General features: G+C 70.6%; 21 protein-coding genes. 18 read left to right on the plus strand and 3 right to left on the minus strand.

Annotated elements, in window-relative coordinates:
• The first annotated feature begins 57 nt into the window (after positions 1–57).
• From rpmE to D7231_RS05335, 17 genes are all read left to right on the plus strand, one after another.
• The gene (gene rpmE / locus D7231_RS05255) at positions 58–279 is read left to right on the plus strand and encodes a 50S ribosomal protein L31 (protein ID WP_106679164.1); all 222 of its coding nucleotides are present in this window, start codon (positions 58–60) and stop codon (positions 277–279) included.
• Between the two features lie 106 nt (positions 280–385).
• Entirely contained in the window at positions 386–1,465 is a 1,080-nt protein-coding gene (gene prfA / locus D7231_RS05260) for a peptide chain release factor 1 (RefSeq protein ID WP_120753733.1), read from the plus strand.
• A 96-nt stretch (positions 1,466–1,561) separates the two neighbouring features.
• Positions 1,562–2,407 (plus strand): peptide chain release factor N(5)-glutamine methyltransferase, encoded by an 846-nt coding sequence (gene prmC / locus D7231_RS05265; RefSeq protein WP_120753734.1) that lies wholly within the window; start codon positions 1,562–1,564, stop codon positions 2,405–2,407.
• Positions 2,408–2,468: 61 nt separating this feature from the next.
• The gene (locus D7231_RS05270) at positions 2,469–3,116 is read left to right on the plus strand and encodes an L-threonylcarbamoyladenylate synthase (protein WP_120753735.1); all 648 of its coding nucleotides are present in this window, start codon (positions 2,469–2,471) and stop codon (positions 3,114–3,116) included.
• The gene (locus D7231_RS05275) at positions 3,113–3,772 is read left to right on the plus strand and encodes an arsenate reductase/protein-tyrosine-phosphatase family protein (RefSeq protein ID WP_120753736.1); all 660 of its coding nucleotides are present in this window, start codon (positions 3,113–3,115) and stop codon (positions 3,770–3,772) included. The genes D7231_RS05270 and D7231_RS05275 overlap by 4 nt, the downstream gene beginning before the upstream one ends.
• 161 nt (positions 3,773–3,933) lie before the next feature.
• Complete coding sequence (locus D7231_RS05280) at positions 3,934–5,208, plus strand: serine hydroxymethyltransferase (protein ID WP_120753737.1); 1,275 nt, start codon at positions 3,934–3,936, stop codon at positions 5,206–5,208.
• Positions 5,209–5,319: 111 nt separating this feature from the next.
• The gene (locus tag D7231_RS05285; RefSeq protein WP_241999580.1) at positions 5,320–6,666 is read left to right on the plus strand and encodes an MraY family glycosyltransferase; all 1,347 of its coding nucleotides are present in this window, start codon (positions 5,320–5,322) and stop codon (positions 6,664–6,666) included.
• 254 nt (positions 6,667–6,920) lie between these two features.
• Entirely contained in the window at positions 6,921–7,358 is a 438-nt protein-coding gene (locus tag D7231_RS05290) for a Cg1360 family ATP-synthase-associated protein (protein ID WP_120753739.1), read from the plus strand.
• A gap of 273 nt (positions 7,359–7,631) precedes the next feature.
• Complete coding sequence (atpB, locus tag D7231_RS05295) at positions 7,632–8,426, plus strand: F0F1 ATP synthase subunit A (protein WP_120753740.1); 795 nt, start codon at positions 7,632–7,634, stop codon at positions 8,424–8,426.
• Between the two features lie 76 nt (positions 8,427–8,502).
• Complete coding sequence (gene atpE / locus D7231_RS05300; RefSeq protein WP_030367998.1) at positions 8,503–8,754, plus strand: ATP synthase F0 subunit C; 252 nt, start codon at positions 8,503–8,505, stop codon at positions 8,752–8,754.
• A gap of 41 nt (positions 8,755–8,795) precedes the next feature.
• A complete protein-coding gene (locus D7231_RS05305; RefSeq protein ID WP_106679179.1) occupies positions 8,796–9,365 on the plus strand; it encodes a F0F1 ATP synthase subunit B in 570 nt (189 codons plus the stop codon).
• On the plus strand, positions 9,362–10,177 hold the full coding sequence (locus D7231_RS05310; protein ID WP_120753741.1) for a F0F1 ATP synthase subunit delta: 816 nt from the start codon (positions 9,362–9,364) through the stop codon (positions 10,175–10,177). The genes D7231_RS05305 and D7231_RS05310 overlap by 4 nt, the downstream gene beginning before the upstream one ends.
• A gap of 137 nt (positions 10,178–10,314) precedes the next feature.
• Complete coding sequence (atpA, locus tag D7231_RS05315; protein ID WP_120753742.1) at positions 10,315–11,889, plus strand: F0F1 ATP synthase subunit alpha; 1,575 nt, start codon at positions 10,315–10,317, stop codon at positions 11,887–11,889.
• A gap of 2 nt (positions 11,890–11,891) precedes the next feature.
• On the plus strand, positions 11,892–12,824 hold the full coding sequence (locus D7231_RS05320) for a F0F1 ATP synthase subunit gamma (RefSeq protein WP_120753743.1): 933 nt from the start codon (positions 11,892–11,894) through the stop codon (positions 12,822–12,824).
• On the plus strand, positions 12,824–14,266 hold the full coding sequence (gene atpD, locus D7231_RS05325) for a F0F1 ATP synthase subunit beta (RefSeq protein WP_120753744.1): 1,443 nt from the start codon (positions 12,824–12,826) through the stop codon (positions 14,264–14,266). The genes D7231_RS05320 and atpD overlap by 1 nt, the downstream gene beginning before the upstream one ends.
• Positions 14,267–14,380: 114 nt before the next feature.
• A complete protein-coding gene (locus tag D7231_RS05330; protein ID WP_120753745.1) occupies positions 14,381–14,752 on the plus strand; it encodes a F0F1 ATP synthase subunit epsilon in 372 nt (123 codons plus the stop codon).
• 117 nt (positions 14,753–14,869) lie between these two features.
• Entirely contained in the window at positions 14,870–15,316 is a 447-nt protein-coding gene (locus tag D7231_RS05335; RefSeq protein ID WP_120753746.1) for a DUF2550 domain-containing protein, read from the plus strand.
• Positions 15,317–15,390: 74 nt separating this feature from the next.
• Here D7231_RS05335 and D7231_RS05340 read toward each other — a convergent pair whose 3' ends face one another.
• From D7231_RS05340 to D7231_RS05350, 3 genes are all read right to left on the minus strand, one after another.
• Positions 15,391–17,661, minus strand: a complete 2,271-nt coding sequence (locus tag D7231_RS05340) for a glycoside hydrolase family 18 chitinase (RefSeq protein WP_324196842.1) — start codon at positions 17,659–17,661, stop codon at positions 15,391–15,393.
• Between the two features lie 129 nt (positions 17,662–17,790).
• The gene (locus D7231_RS05345) at positions 17,791–18,480 is read right to left on the minus strand and encodes a response regulator (RefSeq protein WP_120753748.1); all 690 of its coding nucleotides are present in this window, start codon (positions 18,478–18,480) and stop codon (positions 17,791–17,793) included.
• On the minus strand, positions 18,477–19,673 hold the full coding sequence (locus tag D7231_RS05350; protein ID WP_120753749.1) for a sensor histidine kinase: 1,197 nt from the start codon (positions 19,671–19,673) through the stop codon (positions 18,477–18,479). The genes D7231_RS05345 and D7231_RS05350 overlap by 4 nt, the downstream gene beginning before the upstream one ends.
• Positions 19,674–19,832: 159 nt before the next feature.
• Here D7231_RS05350 and D7231_RS05355 point away from each other — a divergent pair, with 159 nt between their 5' ends.
• On the plus strand, positions 19,833–20,369 hold the full coding sequence (locus D7231_RS05355; protein WP_120753750.1) for a hypothetical protein: 537 nt from the start codon (positions 19,833–19,835) through the stop codon (positions 20,367–20,369).
• Positions 20,370–20,425: the final 56 nt, after the last annotated feature.

Raw genomic sequence — 20,425 nt, forward strand, 5'->3', positions numbered from 1 at the left:
CACGTAAGGCAATCCCGCCTCTACGACCCGGAGCCCTCCCGAACCTAGGAGAACCCCTTGAAGCGCGACATCCACCCGGAGTACGTCGAGACCCAGGTCAGCTGCACCTGTGGCGCCTCGTTCACCACGCGTAGCACCGTCGCCGACGGCACCATCCGTGCCGACGTGTGCTCCGAGTGCCACCCGTTCTACACGGGCAAGCAGAAGATCCTCGACACCGGTGGCCGCGTGGCCCGCTTCGAGGCCCGCTTCGGCAAGGCCGCCGCTGCCAAGAAGTAGCGACCCGCAGGCGCCGGTCCTCGGTCGCCCTCACGTATGCGAGGGCGACCGGACCGGCGCTTTGTCGTCCAGCAGGCCCGTCACTTCCAGCAGCTAGGGAAACCCCATGTTCGAGGCAGTCGAGGAACTGCTCGGCGAGCACGCCGACCTCGAGAAGCGGCTCGCCGACCCCGCCGTGCACGCGGATCAGGCCAATGCCCGCAAGCTCAACAAGCGCTACGCCGAGCTGACGCCGATCGTCGGGACCTACCGCTCCTGGAAGCAGGCCGGGGACGACATCGAGACCGCTCGCGAGTTCGCCGCCGCCGACCCCGACTTCGCCGCCGAGGTCAAGGACCTGGAGAAGCAGCGCGAGGAGCTCACCGAGAAGCTCCGCCTGCTCCTCGTCCCGCGCGACCCGAGCGACGACAAGGACGTCATCCTGGAGATCAAGGCGGGTGCGGGCGGCGACGAGTCCGCGCTGTTCGCCGGCGACCTCCTGCGGATGTACCTGCGCTACGCCGAGCGCGTCGGCTGGAAGACCGAGATCATCGACACCACCGAGTCCGAGCTCGGCGGCTACAAGGACGTCCAGGTCGCGGTGAAGACCAAGGGCGGCCAGGGCGCCACCGAGCCCGGCCAGGGCGTGTGGGCCCGGCTGAAGTACGAGGGCGGCGTGCACCGCGTCCAGCGCGTGCCGGCCACCGAGTCCCAGGGCCGCATCCACACCTCCGCCGCCGGCGTGCTCGTCACGCCCGAGGCCGAGGAGGTCGACGTCGAGATCAACATGAACGACCTGCGCATCGACGTCTACCGCTCCTCCGGCCCCGGCGGCCAGTCCGTGAACACCACGGACTCCGCGGTCCGCATCACCCACCTGCCGACCGGCGTCGTCGCCTCCTGCCAGAACGAGAAGAGCCAGCTCCAGAACAAGGAGCAGGCCCTGCGCATCCTGCGCTCGCGGCTGCTCGCCGCGGCCCAGGAGAAGGCCGAGGCCGAGGCCGCCGACGCGCGCCGCAGCCAGGTCCGCACGGTAGACCGCTCCGAGAAGATCCGTACGTACAACTTCCCGGAAAACCGCATCTCGGACCACCGGGTCGGCTTCAAGGCGTACAACTTGGACCAGGTGCTCGACGGCGAGCTGGACCCGGTGATCCAGGCGTGCGTCGACGCCGACTCCGCCGCCAAGCTCGCCGCCGCGGGCTGACCGCAGACCGAGAAGCACGTCCGCGCCGCCGGCCGGGCCCTCCCGCAGGGCCCTCCGGCGACCGGGAACGACGAACGAAGACGCGAGAGGACCACTGTGAATCTGCTGCTCGCCGAAGTGGCGCAAGCCACTCAGCGGCTGGCCGACGCCGGCGTACCTTCTCCGCGCTTCGACGCGGAGGAGCTCGCCGCCTTCGTGCACGGCGTCAAGCGGGGTGAACTGCACCAGGTCGCCGACGCCGACTTCGACGCCCGCTACTGGGAGGCCGTCGCCCGCCGCGAGGCCCGGGAGCCCCTCCAGCACATCACCGGCCGCGCCTTCTTCCGCTACCTGGAGCTCCAGGTCGGCCCCGGCGTCTTCGTCCCCCGCCCCGAGACCGAGTCGGTCGTCGGCTGGGCCATAGACGCCGTGCGCGCCATGGACGTCGTCGAGCCCCTGATCGTCGACCTGTGCACCGGCTCCGGGGCCATCGCCCTCGCCCTCGCGCAGGAGGTGCCGCGTTCGCGCGTGCACGCCGTCGAGCTCGACGAGACGGCGCACGGCTGGGCCGCCAAGAACACCGAGGGCTCCCGCGTCACCCTGCACCACGGCGACGCCCTCACCGCGCTGCCCGAGCTCGACGGCCAGGTCGACCTCGTCATCAGCAACCCGCCGTACATCCCGCTCACCGAGTGGGAGTACGTCGCCCCCGAGGCCCGCGACCACGACCCGCAGCTCGCCCTCTTCTCCGGCGAGGACGGCCTCGACGCCATCCGCGGCATCGAGCGCACCGCCCACCGGCTGCTGCGCCCGGGCGGCGTCGTCGTCATCGAGCACGCCGACACCCAGGGCGGCCAGGTCCCATGGATCTTCACCGAGGAGAAGGGCTGGGCCGACGCGGCCGACCACCCCGACCTCAACAAGCGCCCCCGGTTCGCGACGGCCCGCAGGGCGACCGCGTGACCGGCGCACCGGCACCCACGACGTACAGCACGCACAGCAAGCGCTTCGCGAAGGAGATGTGATGGCACGGCGATACGACTGCAGCGACGCGACCGACCGCAAGACCGGCCTGCGCGAGGCCGTCGCCGCGGTGCGCCGCGGTGAGCTGGTCGTGCTGCCCACCGACACCGTGTACGGCATCGGTGCGGACGCCTTCAGCAGCGAGGCCGTCGGCGATCTCCTCCAGGCCAAGGGCCGCGGCCGCGGCATGCCCTCGCCCGTCCTCGTCGGCTCCCCGAACACCCTGCACGGGCTCGTCACCGACTTCTCCGAGCAGGCCTGGGAGCTCGTCGACGCCTTCTGGCCCGGCGCGCTCACCCTCGTCGCCACTCACCAGCCCTCCCTGACCTGGGACCTGGGCGAGACCCGCGGCACCGTCGCCGTCCGGATGCCGCTGCACCCGGTCGCCATCGAGCTGCTCACCGAGTTCGGCCCGATGGCCGTCTCCAGCGCCAACCTCACCGGCCACCCGGCGCCGCAGGACTGCGACGCCGCCCAGGAGATGCTCGGCGACTCCGTCTCCGTCTACCTCGACGGCGGCCCCACCCCCGCCGACGTGCCGTCCTCCATCGTGGACGTCACGGGCAAGGTGCCCGTCCTGCTGCGCGCCGGCGCGATCAGCGCCGAGCAGCTCCGCGAGGTGGTACCCGACCTCGAGGTGGCGAATTGATCGCCCCGCAGGGGCGTGGCATAGCGGGACCGGGCACGGCGGCCGAAGCCGGCACCTTCCGCATCCTCCACGTCAGCACCGGCAACGTCTGCCGCTCGCCCATCACCGAGCGGCTGACCCGCCATGCGCTCACCGACCGCCTCGGCGACCCCTTCGCGGGCGGCCTGGTGGTGGAGAGCGCGGGCACCTGGGGTCACGAGGGCGCCCCGATGGAGGCGCACGCCGCCACCGTCCTCGCCGACCTCGGCGCCGACCCGGACGGGTTCACCGGCCGGGAGCTGCTGGACGAGCACGTCATCCGCGCCGACCTGGTCCTGACCGCCACCCGCGACCACCGCGCCCAGGTCATCTCCATGGGCCACTCGGCGGGGCTGCGCACCTTCACGCTGAAGGAGTTCACCCGGCTGGTGCGCGCCATAGACCCGGCGACGCTTCCGGACCCCGAGCGGGCCGGCGGCGTGGTCGAGCGCGCCCGCGCCCTGGTGCAGGCCGCCGCCGCCCTGCGCGGCTGGCTGCTCGCGCCGAACGCGGAGGCCGACGAGGTCCACGACCCCTACGGCGCCCCGATCACCTTCTTCCGCTCCATCGGCGACGAGATCAACCAGGCCCTCGACCCGGTCCTCACGGCCCTGACCGGGCGTGCCGGCGGGCCCTGACCGGCCCTGACCCGCCCGGCGGCACCGCCGGGTCCCGGCCGGCCGGCGCCGCCTGCACCGCCACGCGGGCGGGCCTACGCTGAGTGGTGTCGGATCCCTGCATCCGGTCCCTGAACGTCGGTCTCTGAATTCCGTGCACCACCCGAGGCCCGGAGCGCGCCATGCCGGTCACCGCAGCAGCCCCCCGTACCCACTGGAGCCCCGACTTCGACGCGCTGCGCCGTCAGGACCCCGAACTGGCGGGCCTGGTGCTCGCCGAGCTGGAGCGCCAGTCCACGGGCCTCCAGCTGATCGCCGCCGAGAACTTCACCTCGCCCGCCGTCCTCGCCGCCCTCGGCTCCCCGCTGGCCAACAAGTACGCCGAGGGCTATCCCGGCGCCCGCCACCACGGCGGCTGCGAGCTGGTCGACCTGGCCGAGCGCATGGCGGTCGACCGTGCGAAGGCCCTGTTCGGCGCCGAGCACGCCAATGTGCAGCCCCACTCCGGCTCCTCCGCGATGCTCGCCGCCTACGCCGCGCTGCTCCGCCCGGGCGACACGGTGCTGGCCATGGGCCTGCGGTACGGCGGCCACCTCACCCACGGCTCGCCCGCCAACTTCTCCGGCCGCTGGTTCTCCTTCACCGGCTACGGCGTCCGCCGCGACACCGGCCTCATCGACTACGACCAGGTGCAGGCCCTGGCCCGCGAGCACCGGCCCGCGGCGATCGTCTGCGGCTCGGTCTCGTACCCGCGCCACCCGGACTACGCGGCCTTCCGCGAGATCGCCGACGACGTCGGCGCGTACCTGATCGTGGACGCCGCCCACCCCATCGGGCTGGTCGCCGGGGGAGCGGCGCCGAACCCCGTCCCGTACGCCGACGTGGTGTGCGCGACCACCCACAAGGTGCTGCGCGGCCCGCGCGGCGGGGTGATCCTCTGCCGCGCGGAGCTCGCGGGCCGCGTCGACCGGGCGGTCTTCCCGTTCACCCAGGGCGGCGCCCAGATGCACACCGTCGCGGCGAAGGCGGTGGCCTTCGGGGAGGCGTCGGCGCCGGCCTTCGTCGCGTACGCCCATCAGGTGGTGGCCAACGCGCGCGCCCTTGCCGCCGCCCTGGCCGCTGAGGGCCTCTCTGTGACCACGGGCGGCACCGACACGCATCTCATCACCGCCGACGTCTCCGGGCTCGCCCTGGAGGCCGCCACGGCCCGCGGCAGGCTCGCGGCCGCCGGCATCGTCCTGGACGTCTGCGGGCTGCCGCACGAGGCGGCCCACGGCCTGCGGCTGGGCACCGCCGCGGTCACCACGCAGGGCATGCGGGAGCCGGAGATGGCGCGGATCGGGACGCTCATCGGGGCGGCGCTCAGGGGCGCGGGCCGGGACGGCGGCCTGCGCGGGGAGGTCGCCCGGCTCGCGGCGGGCTTCCCGGTCTACGCTCCTTATCCCGGCCACACCTGACGGGTGCAACCATCGCGCGTGGCCGTACGTCTAGGGCTGTATTCACGGATCGGGGGCGGACGCGAATATGGTGTGGGGCTGTGATGTCCAGCGCGACCTCTGGGGCAGCCCGTGCGTGAATACCTGCTGACGCTGTGCGTCACCGCGGCAGTCACCTATCTGCTGACGGGACCGGTGCGGAAGTTCGCGATCGTGGCCGGCGCGATGCCGGAGATCCGCGCGCGCGACGTGCACCGCGAGCCGACGCCGCGGCTGGGCGGGATCGCGATGTTCGGCGGGCTGTGCGCGGGGCTGCTGGTGGCCGCCCACCTGTCCAACCTCGGCAAGGTCTTCGAGCTGCACAGCGAGCCGAGAGCGCTGCTCTCGGGCGCCGGGCTGATCTGGATCCTCGGCGTGCTCGACGACAAGTGGGGCGTGGACGCCCTGGTCAAGCTGGGCGGCCAGATGATCGCCGCCGGTGTGATGGTGCTCCAGGGCCTGACGATCCTGTGGATCCCCGTGCCCGGCATGGGCACCGTCGGGCTCACCCCCATGCAGGGCACGCTGCTCACCGTCGCGCTCGTGGTCATCACCATCAACGCGGTCAATTTCGTCGACGGCCTGGACGGCCTGGCCTCCGGGATGGTGTGCATCGCCGCGGCTGCGTTCTTCCTCTACGCGTACCGGCTCTGGTTCGGGCACAACGTGGAGGCGGCCGCTCCCGCGACGCTGTTCGCCGCGATCCTGATGGGCATGTGCCTGGGATTCCTCCCGCACAACATGCACCCTGCACGAATCTTTATGGGTGATTCCGGCTCGATGCTCATCGGCCTGGTGCTGGCCGCGGGCGCCATTTCCATCACCGGCCAGGTCGACCCCGATGTGCTCAACACGTTCACGGGCGGCTCGGAGCGCGCCGTCGTGCACGCCACGGTGCCGGTGTACATCCCGCTGCTGCTGCCGCTGACGGTGATCGCGGTGCCGGTGGCCGACCTGCTGCTCGCCATCGTGCGGCGCACCTGGAACGGCCAGTCGCCGTTCGCCGCGGACCGCGGCCACCTGCACCACCGGCTGCTGGAGATCGGGCACTCGCACAGCCGCGCGGTGCTGATCATGTACTTCTGGTCGGGGCTCATCGCCTTCGGCACGGTCGCCTACTCCGTGCACTCGGCGAGCACCTGGATCCTGCTGCTGATCGTCGCGCTGAGCGCGGCGGGACTGGTCCTCCTGCTGCTGCCGCGCTTCAAGCCGCGCGCCCCGCGCTGGGCCGAGGCGTTCGTCCCGCCGCGCTACCGCCGCCGCAAGCCGGCCCCGGCGGCGGAGGCGGCGGAGGCGGCGGAGGCGACCGCGGAGCCGGGGGAGCCGGCCGCGGAAGCGGGGGAGCCCGGCGAGGAGCGCGAGCCCGTCCCGGCGGGTATCCACGGAGCCACCGCGATCGGCGACCGCTCGCGTTTCACGAGGATCAGCAGCAACAGCTGAAGGACGGGTTCTCTATCAGAGAACCCACCCCTCGTCAGCGCCCTGACCAGCGACGTGACCCTTGCGTGTGACGTCCGGCACACGATGTAGGTAAAGACCTCATCAAATAGTTTGTGATACCGTTCACGAAACCCGGTGCTAGAGCCGATGGACCGTAGTGCGGCGGTCCTTCGTCGTAAGCCGTGAGCATTTCCGGGGATACGCTCGTCCACGACGAATCGTTGCTTCCGACCTCATCGCCGGAGAAACCCTTCATGCAGTCCAACGACGCCCGAACACTCCTGCAGTGCGCCGTCCCGACCGCCGTGGCCGGCCTCGTCGCCGCCGCCGTCAGCGGTGTGCTCGCCGGCGGCAAGGGTGCGGTCGGCGCCGTCGTCGGCACCCTCGTGGCGGGCGGCGTGATGGCCCTCGGCCTCTTCGTTCTCCAGCGCACGGCCAAGTCCTTCCCGCACCTGTTCCAGGCCATGGGTCTGGTGCTCTACGTGACGCAGTTCCTGATCTCCGCGGTCGTTCTCGCGGTCTTCCGGGACACGTCGCTGTTCAACACCCGGGCGTTCGCCTTTGCGCTGCTCGGCGCGGTCCTCGTGTGGACCGCCGCGCAGACCCGGGCGTATCTGAAGGCCAAGATCCTTTATGTCGATCCGGAATCCGCCGAGGCGAAGAAGTCCGCGCCCGCCGGGTCTCCGACGTGACCGGTAGGGCCGCGATAAAGGTGCCGGCGCTCACCTGCTATCGTCCGGTGCCATCTGAGGCACAGTGGGCGCAGGCAGCTGAACACCCGAGTTTTCCGGGCCGGAATCGGCAGTCCATGCAGCTGATGCCCGCGACCGGCCCCGCGCCGATCACCCGCCCCCCCATCCGCAAGACCAGTCCAGTGCCGTTCCGCGGCTTCGAGCCGTGCCGACACAACGAGGTTGCCGTACCTATGCGCCACGCTGAAGGAGCTCGCGGTGAGTGCTAACGAGATGCTCGCCTTCGAGACCAACTGCCACATCTTCGACGGGTGCGGCTTCCCGGCCCCAGGCCTCAACTCCTTCCTGTTCGAGCCGCTCTTCACCGTCGGTGGGATCGAGTTCAACAAGCCCATGCTGCTGGCCGTGCTGACCACGGTCATCGTCATCGGCTTCTTCTGGGCGGCGTTCGGCCGGGCCAAGGTGGTCCCCGGCAAGCTGCAGATGGTCGGTGAGGCGGGTTACGACTTCGTGCGCCGCGGCATCGTCTACGACTCGCTCGGCAAGAAGGAGGGCGAGAAGTACGTCCCCTTCATGGTCTCGCTGTTCTTCTTCGTCTGGATCATGAACCTCTGGTCGATCATTCCGGTCGCCCAGTTCCCGGTGACGTCGATCATCGCCTTCCCGGCGGCGCTCGCACTGATCGTCTACGTCCTGTGGATGTTCCTGACGTTCAAGAAGCACGGTTTCGTCGGCGGCCTGAAGAACATCACGGGCTATGACAAGTCGCTGGGCCCGATCCTCCCGCTCGCGGTGACCCTCGAGTTCTTCTCGAACGTGATCATCCGCCCCTTCACCCACGCGGTGCGGCTCTTCGCCAACATGTTCGCCGGCCACCTGCTGATCCTGATGTTCACCATCGCCAGCTGGTACCTGCTGAACGGGATCGGGATCGCGTACGCGGGCGTCTCCTTCGTGATGACGATCGTGATGACCGCCTTCGAGCTCTTCATCCAGGCCGTCCAGGCGTACGTGTTCGTGCTGCTGGCCACCAACTACGTCCAGGGCGCGCTCGCAGAGCACCACTGAGCACCCCCGCTCCCCAGACCAACAGTCGTCCGGTGGCCAACCCCCACCGGTCCGTGAAAGAGAAGGAAGAACGAGCATGTCTGCTGCTCTCCAGACCATCGCCGCTGGTGTCGAGATCAAGGGCAACCTGGGCTCGATCGGCTACGGCCTGGCCGCGATCGGCCCCGGCGTCGGCGTCGGCATCGTCTTCGGTAACGGCACCCAGGCCCTGGCCCGCCAGCCCGAGGCCGCCGGCCTGATCCGCGCCAACCAGATCCTCGGCTTCGCCTTCTGTGAGGCGCTCGCCCTGATCGGTCTGGTCATGCCGTTCGTCTACCCGTCCTCCTGATCACCGCCTGACGACCACTGTTTTCGACGGAAGGCATTGATGTGAATCCCCTGGCAGTCCTGGCGAGCGAGGGGGAGCTGGAGAACCCGCTCCTGCCCCCGCTCCCAGAGCTCGTCATCGGCCTGATCGCCTTCGCCATCGTCTTCATCTTCCTCGGCAAGAAGCTCCTCCCGAAGATCAACCAGACTCTGGACGAGCGCCGCGAGGCCATCGAAGGCGGCATGGAGAAGGCCGAGGCCGCCCAGGCCGAGGCGCAGCAGGTGCTCGAGGACTACCGGGCACAGCTCGCCGACGCCCGCCATGAGGCCGCCCGCATGCGCCAGGAGGCGCAGGAGCAGGGTGCGTCGATGATCGCAGAGATGCGGTCCGAGGGTGAGCGTCAGCGCGAGGAGATCATCGCTGCCGGCCACGCCCAGATCGAGGCCGACCGCAAGGCCGCTTCGGCCTCGCTCCGCCAGGACGTGGGCAAGCTCGCCGGCGACCTGGCCGGCCGGATCGTCGGCGAGTCCCTCGCCGACGCGGCCCGGCAGAGCCGGACCATCGACCGCTTCCTCGACGACCTCGAGGCCAAGGCGGCGGCCGGTGCGACGAAGGCAGAGGCGAACCGATGAGCGGAGCGAGCCGGGAGGCGCTGGCCTCCGCACGTGAGCGCCTCGACGCGCTGGCGGACAACACGTCCGTGGACGCGGCGAAGCTCGCCGAGGACCTTGCCGCGGTCACCGCGCTGCTGGACCGCGAGGTGTCGCTGCGCCGGGTCCTGACCGACCCGGCGCAGGCCGGCGAGGCGAAGTCCCAGCTGGCCCAGCGGCTGCTCGGCAGCCAGGTGGGCGGCGAGTGCGCCGACCTGGTCTCCGGGATGGTCCGCTCCCGCTGGTCGCGCTCGCGCGACCTGGTGGACGCCATCGAGGAGCTGGCCTCCGGCGCCGAGTTCATCGCCGCCGAGCGCGCCGGTGTCCTGGACGACGTCGAGGACGAGCTGTTCCGCTTCGGCCGGATCGTCGCCTCCAGCTCCGAGCTGCGGGCCGCGCTGACGGACAAGGTCGCGAACCGCTCGGCGAAGGCCGCCCTGGTGCGGGAGCTGCTGGGAGGCCGGGCCAACCCGGTCACCGAGCGACTCGTTGTCCGCCTTGTGGCACAGCCGCGGGGCCGTAGCCTGGAGGCGGGGCTCAATGCCCTCTCCAAGCTGGCAGCCGATCGCCGGGACCGTGTGGTCGCGGTGGTCACGTCCGCGGTGCCGATGAGCGACGTCCAGAAGCAGCGGCTCGGCGACGCGCTCGCCAAGCTGTACGGGCGCCGCGTCCACCTCAACCTGGACATCGACCCCGAGATCCTCGGCGGTGTGCAGGTGCGGATCGGCGACGAGGTCATCAACGGCAGCATCGCGGACCGCCTCGCCGAGGCGGACCGGCGGATGGCCGGCTGACAGCCACCAACTCAAGAGCATGACTGACGGCCCGAGTTGGGCCGACGGTGTCCTCCGGGGGCCAGCAGCGCGAGCTGCGGGAACCGGCCTCCGGAGAAGAAATACTTCGGGCCCAACAAGGAGAGCAGGGAACCCAGATGGCGGAGCTCACGATCCGGCCGGAGGAGATCCGGGACGCGCTGGAGAACTTTGTCCAGGCGTACAAGCCGGACGCGGCCTCGCGCGAGGAGGTCGGTACGGTCAGCGTTGCCGGCGACGGCATCGCTAAGGTCGAGGGCCTTCCCTCGGCCATGGCGAACGAGCTGCTGCGGTTCGAGGACGGAACCCTCGGTCTCGCCCTCAACCTCGAGGAGCGCGAGATCGGTGCGGTCGTCCTCGGCGAGTTCAGCGGCATCGAGGAGGGCCAGCCGGTGCAGCGCACCGGTGAGGTGCTCTCCGTCGCGGTCGGCGAGGGCTACCTCGGCCGCGTCGTCGACCCGCTGGGCAACCCGATCGACGGCCTCGGCGAGATCACCGGCATCGAGGGCCGCCGCGCCCTCGAGCTGCAGGCCCCCACGGTCATGCAGCGCAAGTCGGTCCACGAGCCGATGGAGACGGGCTACAAGGCCGTCGACGCGATGACCCCGGTCGGCCGCGGCCAGCGTCAGCTGGTCATCGGTGACCGCCAGACCGGCAAGACCGCGCTGGCCGTCGACACGATCATCAACCAGCGCGACAACTGGCGCACCGGCGACCCGAAGAAGCAGGTCCGCTGCATCTACGTCGCCATCGGCCAGAAGGGCTCGACCATCGCCTCCGTGCGCGCGGCGCTGGAGGAGGCCGGTGCGCTGGAGTACACGACGATCGTCGCGGCCCCCGCGTCCGACCCGGCGGGCTTCAAGTTCCTCGCCCCCTACACCGGCTCGGCCATCGGTCAGCACTGGATGTACCAGGGCAAGCACGTCCTGATCGTCTTCGATGACCTGTCGAAGCAGGCCGACGCCTACCGCGCCGTGTCGCTGCTGCTGCGCCGCCCGCCGGGCCGCGAGGCCTACCCGGGTGACGTCTTCTACCTGCACTCGCGTCTGCTGGAGCGCTGCGCCAAGCTCTCCGACGAGATGGGTGCCGGCTCGATGACCGGTCTGCCGATCGTCGAGACCAAGGCCAACGACGTCTCGGCGTTCATCCCGACCAACGTCATCTCCATCACCGACGGCCAGTGCTTCCTGGAGTCCGACCTGTTCAACGCCGGCCAGCGCCCGGCCCTGAACGTCGGTATCTCGGTCTCGCGTGTCGGTGGCTCCGCCCAGCACAAGGCCATGAAGCAGGTCTCCGGCCGGCTTCGCGTGGACCTCGCCCAGTTCCGTGAGCTGGAGGCCTTCGCGGCCTTCGGTTCCGACCTGGACGCGGCCTCCAAGGCCTCGCTGGAGCGCGGTAAGCGCATGGTCGAGCTGCTGAAGCAGGCGCAGTACGCCCCGTACTCCACCGAGGACCAGGTCGTCTCCATCTGGGCCGGCACCACCGGCAAGATGGACGACGTCCCGGTCGAGGACATCCGCCGCTTCGAGCGCGAGCTGCTGGACTTCCTGCACCGCGAGCACAAGGGCCTCATGACCTCCATCCGTGAGGGCGGCAAGATGTCCGACGACACGCTGCAGGCCGTGGGCGACGCGATCGCGTCCTTCAAGCAGCAGTTCGAGACCTCGGACGGCAAGCTGCTGGGCGAGGGCTGAGCATGGGTGCCCAGCTCCGGGTCTACAAGCGACGGATCAAGTCCGTCACTGCGACCAAGAAGATCACCAAGGCGATGGAGATGATCGCCGCCTCGCGCATCGTCAAGGCGCAGCGCCAGGTGGCCGCATCGACTCCGTACGCCAGTGAGCTCACCCGGGCAGTGACCGCGGTTGCCACCGGGTCCACCACCAGGCACGCCCTGACCACCGAGGCGGAGAACCCGGTCCGGGCCGCGGTGCTGCTCGTCACGAGCGACCGCGGTCTGGCCGGCGGCTACTCCTCGAACGCCATCAAGGCGGCGGAGGTGCTCACCGAGCGCCTCCGGGCCGAGGGCAAGGACGTCGTCACGTACATCGTCGGCCGCAAGGGCGTCGCGTACTACGGCTTCCGGGAGCGCCCGGTGGCGGAGTCCTGGACCGGCTTCACGGACAGCCCGACCTACGCCGATGCCAAGCGCATCGCGGGTCCGCTGATCGAGGCCGTTCAGCTGGACACCGCCGAGGGCGGCGTGGACGAGCTGCACATCGTCTTCACCGAGTTCGCCTCGATGATGACGCAGACGCCGGTCGACAACCGCCTGCTGCCGCTGAGCCTGGAGAAGGCCCCGGTGGAGCAGGAGGCTGCTGAGACTGCTACGCCCGGCCGGCTCATGCCGCTGTTCGACTTCGAGCCGTCGGCCGAAGGGGTCCTCGACGCACTGCTTCCGCGGTACGTGGAGTCCCGGATCTACAACGCTCTGCTCCAGGCCGCCGCTTCCGAGCACGCGGCCCGCCGCCGTGCGATGAAGTCCGCGACCGACAACGCAGAAGAGCTCATCAAGTCGCTCTCGCGGCTTGCCAACGCGGCCCGCCAGGCCGAAATCACCCAGGAAATCAGCGAGATCGTCGGTGGCGCCAGCGCTCTGGCCGACGCGACCGCGGGGAGTGACAACTAATGACGACCACTGTTGAGACGGCCGCCGCCACGGGCCGCGTCGCGCGGGTCATCGGCCCCGTCGTCGACGTGGAGTTCCCCGTCGACGCGATGCCGGAGATCTACAACGCTCTGCACGTCGAGGTCGACGACCCGGCCGAGGAGGGCGCTCGCAAGACGCTGACCCTCGAGGTCGCCCAGCACCTGGGTGAGGGCCTGGTCCGCGCGATCTCCATGCAGCCCACCGACGGTCTGGTCCGCCAGGCCCCGGTGACCAACACCGGCACGGGCATCACCGTCCCCGTCGGTGACGTGACCAAGGGCAAGGTGTTCAACACCCTGGGCCAGGTCCTCAACGAGGACCCGTCCACGGTCGCCGACGCCGAGCGCTGGTCCATCCACCGCAAGGCCCCGGCCTTCGACCAGCTCGAGTCCAAGACCGAGATGTTCGAGACCGGCCTGAAGGTCGTCGACCTTCTCACCCCGTACGTCAAGGGTGGAAAGATCGGTCTGTTCGGTGGTGCCGGTGTCGGCAAGACCGTGCTGATCCAGGAAATGATCATGCGTGTGGCGAAGCTGCACGAGGGCGTTTCCGTCTTCGCCGGCGTCGGCGAGCGCACCCGTGAGGGCAACGACCTCATGGTGGAGATGGAGGAGGCCGGCGTTCTCGACAAGACCGCGCTGGTCTTCGGCCAGATGGACGAGCCCCCGGGCACCCGTCTGCGCGTGGCCCTGGCCGGTCTGACCATGGCGGAGTACTTCCGCGATGTGCAGAAGCAGGACGTGCTGTTCTTCATCGACAACATCTTCCGCTTCACCCAGGCCGGTTCCGAGGTCTCCACCCTGCTGGGCCGCATGCCCTCCGCGGTGGGCTACCAGCCGAACCTCGCGGACGAGATGGGCATCCTCCAGGAGCGCATCACCTCGACCCGTGGTCACTCGATCACCTCGATGCAGGCGATCTACGTCCCCGCGGACGACCTGACCGACCCGGCCCCGGCGACCACCTTCGCCCACCTGGACGCCACGACCGTGCTGTCGCGTCCGATCTCGGAGAAGGGCATCTACCCGGCGGTCGACCCGCTGGACTCGACGTCCCGCATCCTGGACCCGCGCTACGTCGCGCAGGACCACTACGACACCGCCATGCGGGTCCGCGGCATCCTGCAGAAGTACAAGGACCTCCAGGACATCATCGCGATCCTCGGTATCGACGAGCTCGGCGAGGAGGACAAGCTCGTTGTCCACCGCGCCCGTCGCGTCGAGCGCTTCCTGTCGCAGAACACCCACGCGGCGAAGCAGTTCACCGGTGTCGACGGCTCCGACGTCCCGCTGGAGGAGTCCATCGCGGCGTTCAACGCCATCTGCGACGGTGAGTACGACCACTTCCCCGAGCAGGCCTTCTTCATGTGCGGTGGTCTCGAGGACCTGAAGAAGAACGCCAAGGAGCTGGGCGTCTCCTGAGCCCCGTGCTCGTCCGCTGCCGGGGGCGGGGCGCTCCCGCCCCCGGCAGCCACGTCCCCTATTCTTTGACCCAACACCTGCCGTGCCCGGCAGGTGAAGACCCGAGGAGCCACGTTGGCTGCTGAGCTGCACGTCGAGCTGGTCGCGGCGGACCGAAGCGTCTGGTCCGGCGAGGCCACTCTGGTCATCGCGCGTACCACATCGGGTGACATCGGCGTCATGCCCGGCCACCAGCCGCTGCTCGGTGTGCTGGAGTCCGGCCCGGTGACCATCAGGACCGCCGACGGCAATGTCGTCGCCGCGGTGCACGGCGGGTTCATCTCGTTCGCGGACGACAAGCTCTCGCTGCTCGCCGAGGTCGCGGAGCTCGCCGACGAGATCGACATCCAGCGTGCGGAGCGGGCGCTGGAGCGTGCCAAGTCGGCGGCGGACGCCGCCGCCGAGCGGCGCGCCGACGTCCGGCTGCGAGCGGTCGCGGGGCACTAGCCCACGGCCCGATGAGTTCGTCCCTCAGCCGCGGACCGCACTGGAACATTCCAGGGCGGTCCGCGGCTGAGGTAATACAAGCCCGTTGCTCTAGATGATGCGAGGAGGTCGGTGGAGATGGTCCTCGCTCTGCTCGTGAGCGGCGTCGTCGTCCTGCTGGTGCTGGTGGGGCTCTTCGTCTTCGGGCTGCGGAGACGCCTGATCCAGCGCTCCGGCGGTACGTTCGACTGCAGTCTGCGCTGGAACGTCCCGGAGCAGGGCCCGGTGGACGGCAAGGGGTGGGTGTACGGCGTCGCCCGCTACAACAGTGACCGGATCGAGTGGTTCCGGGTCTTCTCGTACGCGCCGCGGCCGCGGCGGATGCTGGAGCGCGCGTCCATCGAGGTGCTGGAGCGGCGGTCGCCCCTCGGCGACGAGGAGCTGGCCCTGCTGTCCGACGCGGTCGTGCTGATCTGTCTCCACCAGGGGACGCGGCTGGAGCTCGCGATGAGCGAGGACGCCCTCACGGGCTTCCTGGCGTGGCTGGAGGCGGCGCCTCCCGGTCAGCGTGTGAATGTGGCTTAGCTTCCCGTGGCCTCAAAACGCCGGCCGGGCTGAATTCAGCCCGGCCGGCGTTTTGAGGCCATTGGTGACGGTGGCTACCGGAGACCGTTGTCGACGGCCGTCATCAGCGTGCCGCTGTCCCCGGACATCTCCCAGATCATCACGCCGCCCAGGCCCTTCGGCTTGAGCCAGGCCGTCTTCTTGCCGATCGACCAGGCGTCGTCGAACGTCCACCACTGCCCGTTGCCGCCGGTGTAGCCGTACGTGGCCACCGACTGCTCGTCGTGGTAGACGGTGAGGCCCGCGACGGACGCGATCAGGTTGTCGTAGCCGCGCGTCCCCGACTCCTCCGGGAACTGGCCGGGCGCCGCCCCGTTCGCCGTCTGCCAGGCGCCGTGCGCGCCGCCGTCGGCGACCTGCTGCCAGCCGCGCCCGTAGAAGGCGAGCCCGAGCACGACCTTCTTCGGGTCGACGCCCGCGTCGAGGTAGGTCTGCACGGTCTTCTCGACGCTGAACTTCGTCGCGTACGGGTCCTTGGCGTCCTGGTAGAGGTTCCCCTGGTGGCCCGTGCGGTTGGGCTCCCAGCTGTTGTCGCTGCCGGAGCCGTGGAAGTCGTAGCCCTGGACGTTGGCGAAGTCCATGTAGTCGAAGACGCTGGGCGTGCCGTCCTTGGTGGTGATGTCCCAGCCGGCCTCGATCTTCGCCGGGTCGGCCGGCGTGAAGGCCGTGAGCAGGTACTTCTTGCCGGTCGTCGCGCTCAGGGCGTCGAGCTGGCGGCGGAACTCGGCGAACAGCAGGGTGTTGTTGGCCTTGTCGTCCTTCGAGACGTGGTTGCCGGCGTGGCCGTCGGAGCCCGGCCACTCCCAGTCGATGTCGAAGCCGTCGAAGATCCCGGCGGCCGTGCCGGTGCCGCCGCGGCCGTTCGTCACCGGCAGGTTGCCCTTGATGTACATGTCGATGCAGGACTTCACGAACTTCTGCCGGGAGGCGTCCGTCTTCGCGACGTCGGAGAAGTACTTGCTGTACGTCCAGCCGCCGATGGACATATTGATCTTGAGGTCGGGGTGCTTGGCCTTGAGCTTCTTCAGCTGGTTGAAGTTGCCGGCCAGCGGCTGGTCCCAGGTGTCGCCGACGCCGTCGACGGACTCGCCGGCGCCGAAGCCCTTCTCGTAGTCGGCCCAGGAGTCGCCCGCGCCGTCCCCTTGGCTCGGATCCTGCGGGTTGGGCGTGGTGGCCTTCGTGACGCCATTGAGGCAGGTGAGGTCCGTGGGGTGGATATTGGAGAAGGAGTAGTTGATGTGGGTGAGCTTGGCGGCGGCGCCCGAGCTCTCCAGCGACTTCACGGTGTAGCCGCGGCCGTAGATGCCCCACTGCACGAAGTAGCCCACCTTGGCGTAGCCCGCACCGGGCTGCGGCTGCCCGCCGCCCGTCGTGCGCACGGTCAGCGGCGGGCTGGCCTTTCCGGTCTGGTCGGCGGTGTCGCGGGCGACGACGGTGTACGTGTAGTCGGTGCCGGGGGTGAGGCCGGTGTCGGTGTAGGCGAGCTTGGCGACCGTGGCGGCCTTCACCGTGCCGCGGTAGACGTCGTAGCTCTTGATGCCCTTGTCGTCGGTGGCGGCGGGCCACTTCAGCGAGACGGAGGTGTCGGTGACCGCGGTGGCCTGCGGGGTGCCCGGGGCGGTCGGCGGCTTGTCGGTGCCGCCGCCGCTGCCCGTGCGGAGCGTGGCGGACGGGCTCGCCGGGCCCGTCTGGCCGGCCGAGTCGCGGGCGACGACCTTGTAGGTGTAGTCGGTGTCCGGGCTGAGGCCGGTGTCGGTGAAGGCGGTGCCGGAGACCGTGCCGACAACGCTGTCGCCGCGGTAGACGTCGTAGTTCTTGACGGCCTTGTCGTCGGTGGCGGGGGCCCAGGTCAGCGCGATGCTGTTCGCGGTGACGCCGGTGGAGGAGGGCTGTCCGGGGGCGCTGGGCGGGGTGTCGGCGGAGGAGCCGTCGCAGGGCCCGCCGTCGAGCTTGCAACCCGCCGGGGCGCCGTCACCGGAGGCGACGAAGCCGAAGGTGACGCTCGCGCCGGGCGCGATGGTGCCGTTGTACTCGCGGTTCTTCGCGGTGTAGTGCGAGCCCGAGCTCGTGAGCAGGGCGTCCCAGTAGGCGCCGACCGTGGTGGCGGCGGGGAAGTCCCACTCCACGGTCCAGGCGCTGATGGCCGTCGTGCCCGTGTTCTTGACGGTCCACTCCGCCTGGAAGCCCGTCCCCCAGTCGGAGGTCTTGGCGAACGTTGCCGTGGCGGAGGGAGCGGCGTGGGCGGGAGCCGCCGCCAGGCCGACGAGGGCGGTGGCGGGGAGGGCGAGCGAGGCCAGGGCGACCACGGCTCTACGTAAGGTGCGACCGATGCTTCCTGAGGTTCCTGTGCTCAAGGGGGTGCTCCTCGGCGAGAGGTGCTGACAGGTGGGGGGTGCACAGTTGCTCGGGGAGCGTAGAAAGGTCCGTACCAATGGTCAAGAGGACTGGACCAGTCCCCATTCCCGGGCCAGCACCGCCGCCTGCACCCTGCTGCGCAGCTCCAGCTTGCCGAGCAGCCTGCTGACGTGCGTCTTCACCGTCGCCTCCGCCATCTCCAGGCGGCCCGCGATCTCCGCGTTCGACAGCCCCTCGCCCAGCGCTCCCAGCACCTCGCGCTCGCGCCGCGTCAGCGACTCCAGAGCCGCCGGCTCCGGGGCCCCCGGCCGCTGCCCGTGCCCGGGGCGCGCGAACTCGGCGATCAGACGGCGCGTCACCGCGGGGGAGATCAGCCCCTCGCCGCCCGCCACGGTCCGCACGGCCGCGATGAGCCCGGCGGCGTCGCTGTCCTTGAGCAGGAACCCCGCCGCGCCCGCGCGCAGCGCCCCGAACACGTACTCGTCCAGGTCGAAGGTGGTCAGCACCAGCACGTCCGCCGACCGCTCGGCGACGACCTGCCGCGTCGCCGACACCCCGTCCAGGCGCGGCATCTGCACGTCCATCAGCACCAGGTCCGGGCGCAGCTCGCGGGCCAGCCGGACGGCCTCCTCGCCGTCGGCGGCCTCTCCGACGACCTCGATGCCGGGCGCCGAGCGCAGGATGAGGACGAGCCCGGAGCGCACGGACGCCTGGTCCTCGGCCACGAGGACGCGGATGCCCCGGCCCTCCGCGGCGGGTGTGGTGGTCATGGTGATTCCTCTTCCCGTACGGGCAGCACCGCCCGCACTTGCCATTGTTTGCCGTCCGGGCCGGCCGCCGGGCCCGCCTCGAACTCCCCGTCCAGCAGGGCCACCCGCTCGCCCATGCCGACCAGCCCCGCCCCCGAGCCGGGCGCGCGCGGCCCCGGCCCGTCGCCGAACGCGCTGCTCACCTCCACCGCCAGGCGCCCCCTGCCCTCGCGCGCCAGACGCACCGTCACCGGGCCCGGGGCCGCGTGCTTGACCGCGTTGGTGAGCGACTCCTGGACGATGCGGTACGCGGCGAGCTCGATCGGCGCGGGCAGGGGGACCAGCCCCCGGGCGTCGTCCAGGGTGAAGCGGAACCGGTCGTCGCGGACGGCCTTGCGGGCGTGCGCGAGCAGGGCGTCCACGCCGTCGAGCCGCGGGGCCGCCGCGGGCTCCTCCGCGCCGCTCTCCTGCCGCAGCAGCCCGATGAGCCGGCGCATCTCGGCGAGGCCCTGCACGCTGTTCTCCCGGATCACGGTGAGCGCCTCCTCCGAGGCCCTCGGCTCCCCGATCGACAGCGCCGCGGTGGAGTGGATCGCGATCGCCGACAAGTGGCCCGCGACCATGTCGTGCAGCTCCCGCGCCATGCGGGCGCGCTCGGCGACCACGGCCTCGCGGCGGTCCATCTCCGCCAGCAGCGCGGTCCGCTCGGCCTCCAGCCGGGCCGCGCGGGCGGCGTCGCGGTGCCGGCGGACGCTCGCGCCGGTCCACGCCGGCGCCGCGATCAGCACCCCGAAGCCGAAGCCGATCAGCAGCGCCTCCGGCTTGCGGAGCACCGCCACGGCCAGCAGCGTCCCCAGCACGGACAGCACCTCGGCGATGCGGGGGATGCGCCGGGCGACGGACGGGCGGCCGTAGAGCACCGCCGCGTAGACGACGTCCGTGTACATGGCGATCGTCGCGACGAGCGAGCCCGTGCAGAGGTCGAGGGCGAGCGTGAGCGTGCCGACGGCGAGGGCCGTCAGCGGGGCGCTGCGCCGCAGCAGCTCGGCGCCGCACATGATGCCCAGCGCGACCAGCGACAGCCAGCCGGGCAGGGCGGCCAGCGGTGGGCTGTTGTGCAGGCCGAGGAACCACAGCACCAGGCCGCCCGCCAGGCCCGTGGCCGCGATGAGGACGGCGTCGCGGTCGGGACGGGCGGGCAGGCGGAGGGGCATGCGTACATCACAGCATGCGGCCGGGGGCGCGGGGACGGGCCGGAGGAGGGTGCGGCGGAGTGCGCACTACATCGAAGGATGCAGTCCCGAATCGTCGTACGCGACGACGAATCCGCTGGTCACGGCAGGGAGCCTGGAGGGGAGGCAAGGGAGAGAACCGTGATCGTCACGCTGATCGTCATCTGCGAGGTGGGCTTCTGGGTGCTGCTGGCGGGCGGACTGAGCCTGCGGTACCTGGCCAAGATGCCCCGCGCGGGGATCGCCGTGCTGCTGCTGGAGCCCGTACTGGAGCTCGTCCTGCTGATCGCCACCGCGATCGACCTGAAGAACGGCGCACAGGCCGACTGGAAGCACGGCCTGGCCGCCGTCTACATCGGCTACTCCGTCGGACTCGGCCACGCCACCATCAAGTGGGTCGACGCGCGCTTCGCCCACCGCTTCGCGGGCGGCCCGCCGCCGGTCAAACCGCCGAAGTACGGCACGGCCCGCACCGTCCACGAGTGGAAGGCCGCCGCCCGCTGGATCCTGTCCTGCGCGGTCGCCCTCGGCCTGTTGCAGGCGGCGGTCTGGTACGTCGGTGACGGGGGCGACATCAGCTCGCTGCGGGCCTGGCAGACGAAGATGCTGCTCGTGGCCGGCATCAACCTGGTCATCGCGACGAGCTACACGATCTGGCCGAAGCAGGCGAAGAACTGACTCAGCGGTTCTCGCCGGGGACCCAGAGCACGACCTCCTTGTTCGCCGCCCTCGCG

Origin of the sequence: Streptomyces klenkii (assembly GCF_003626645.1) — a bacterium.
Classification (GTDB): domain Bacteria; phylum Actinomycetota; class Actinomycetes; order Streptomycetales; family Streptomycetaceae; genus Streptomyces; species Streptomyces klenkii.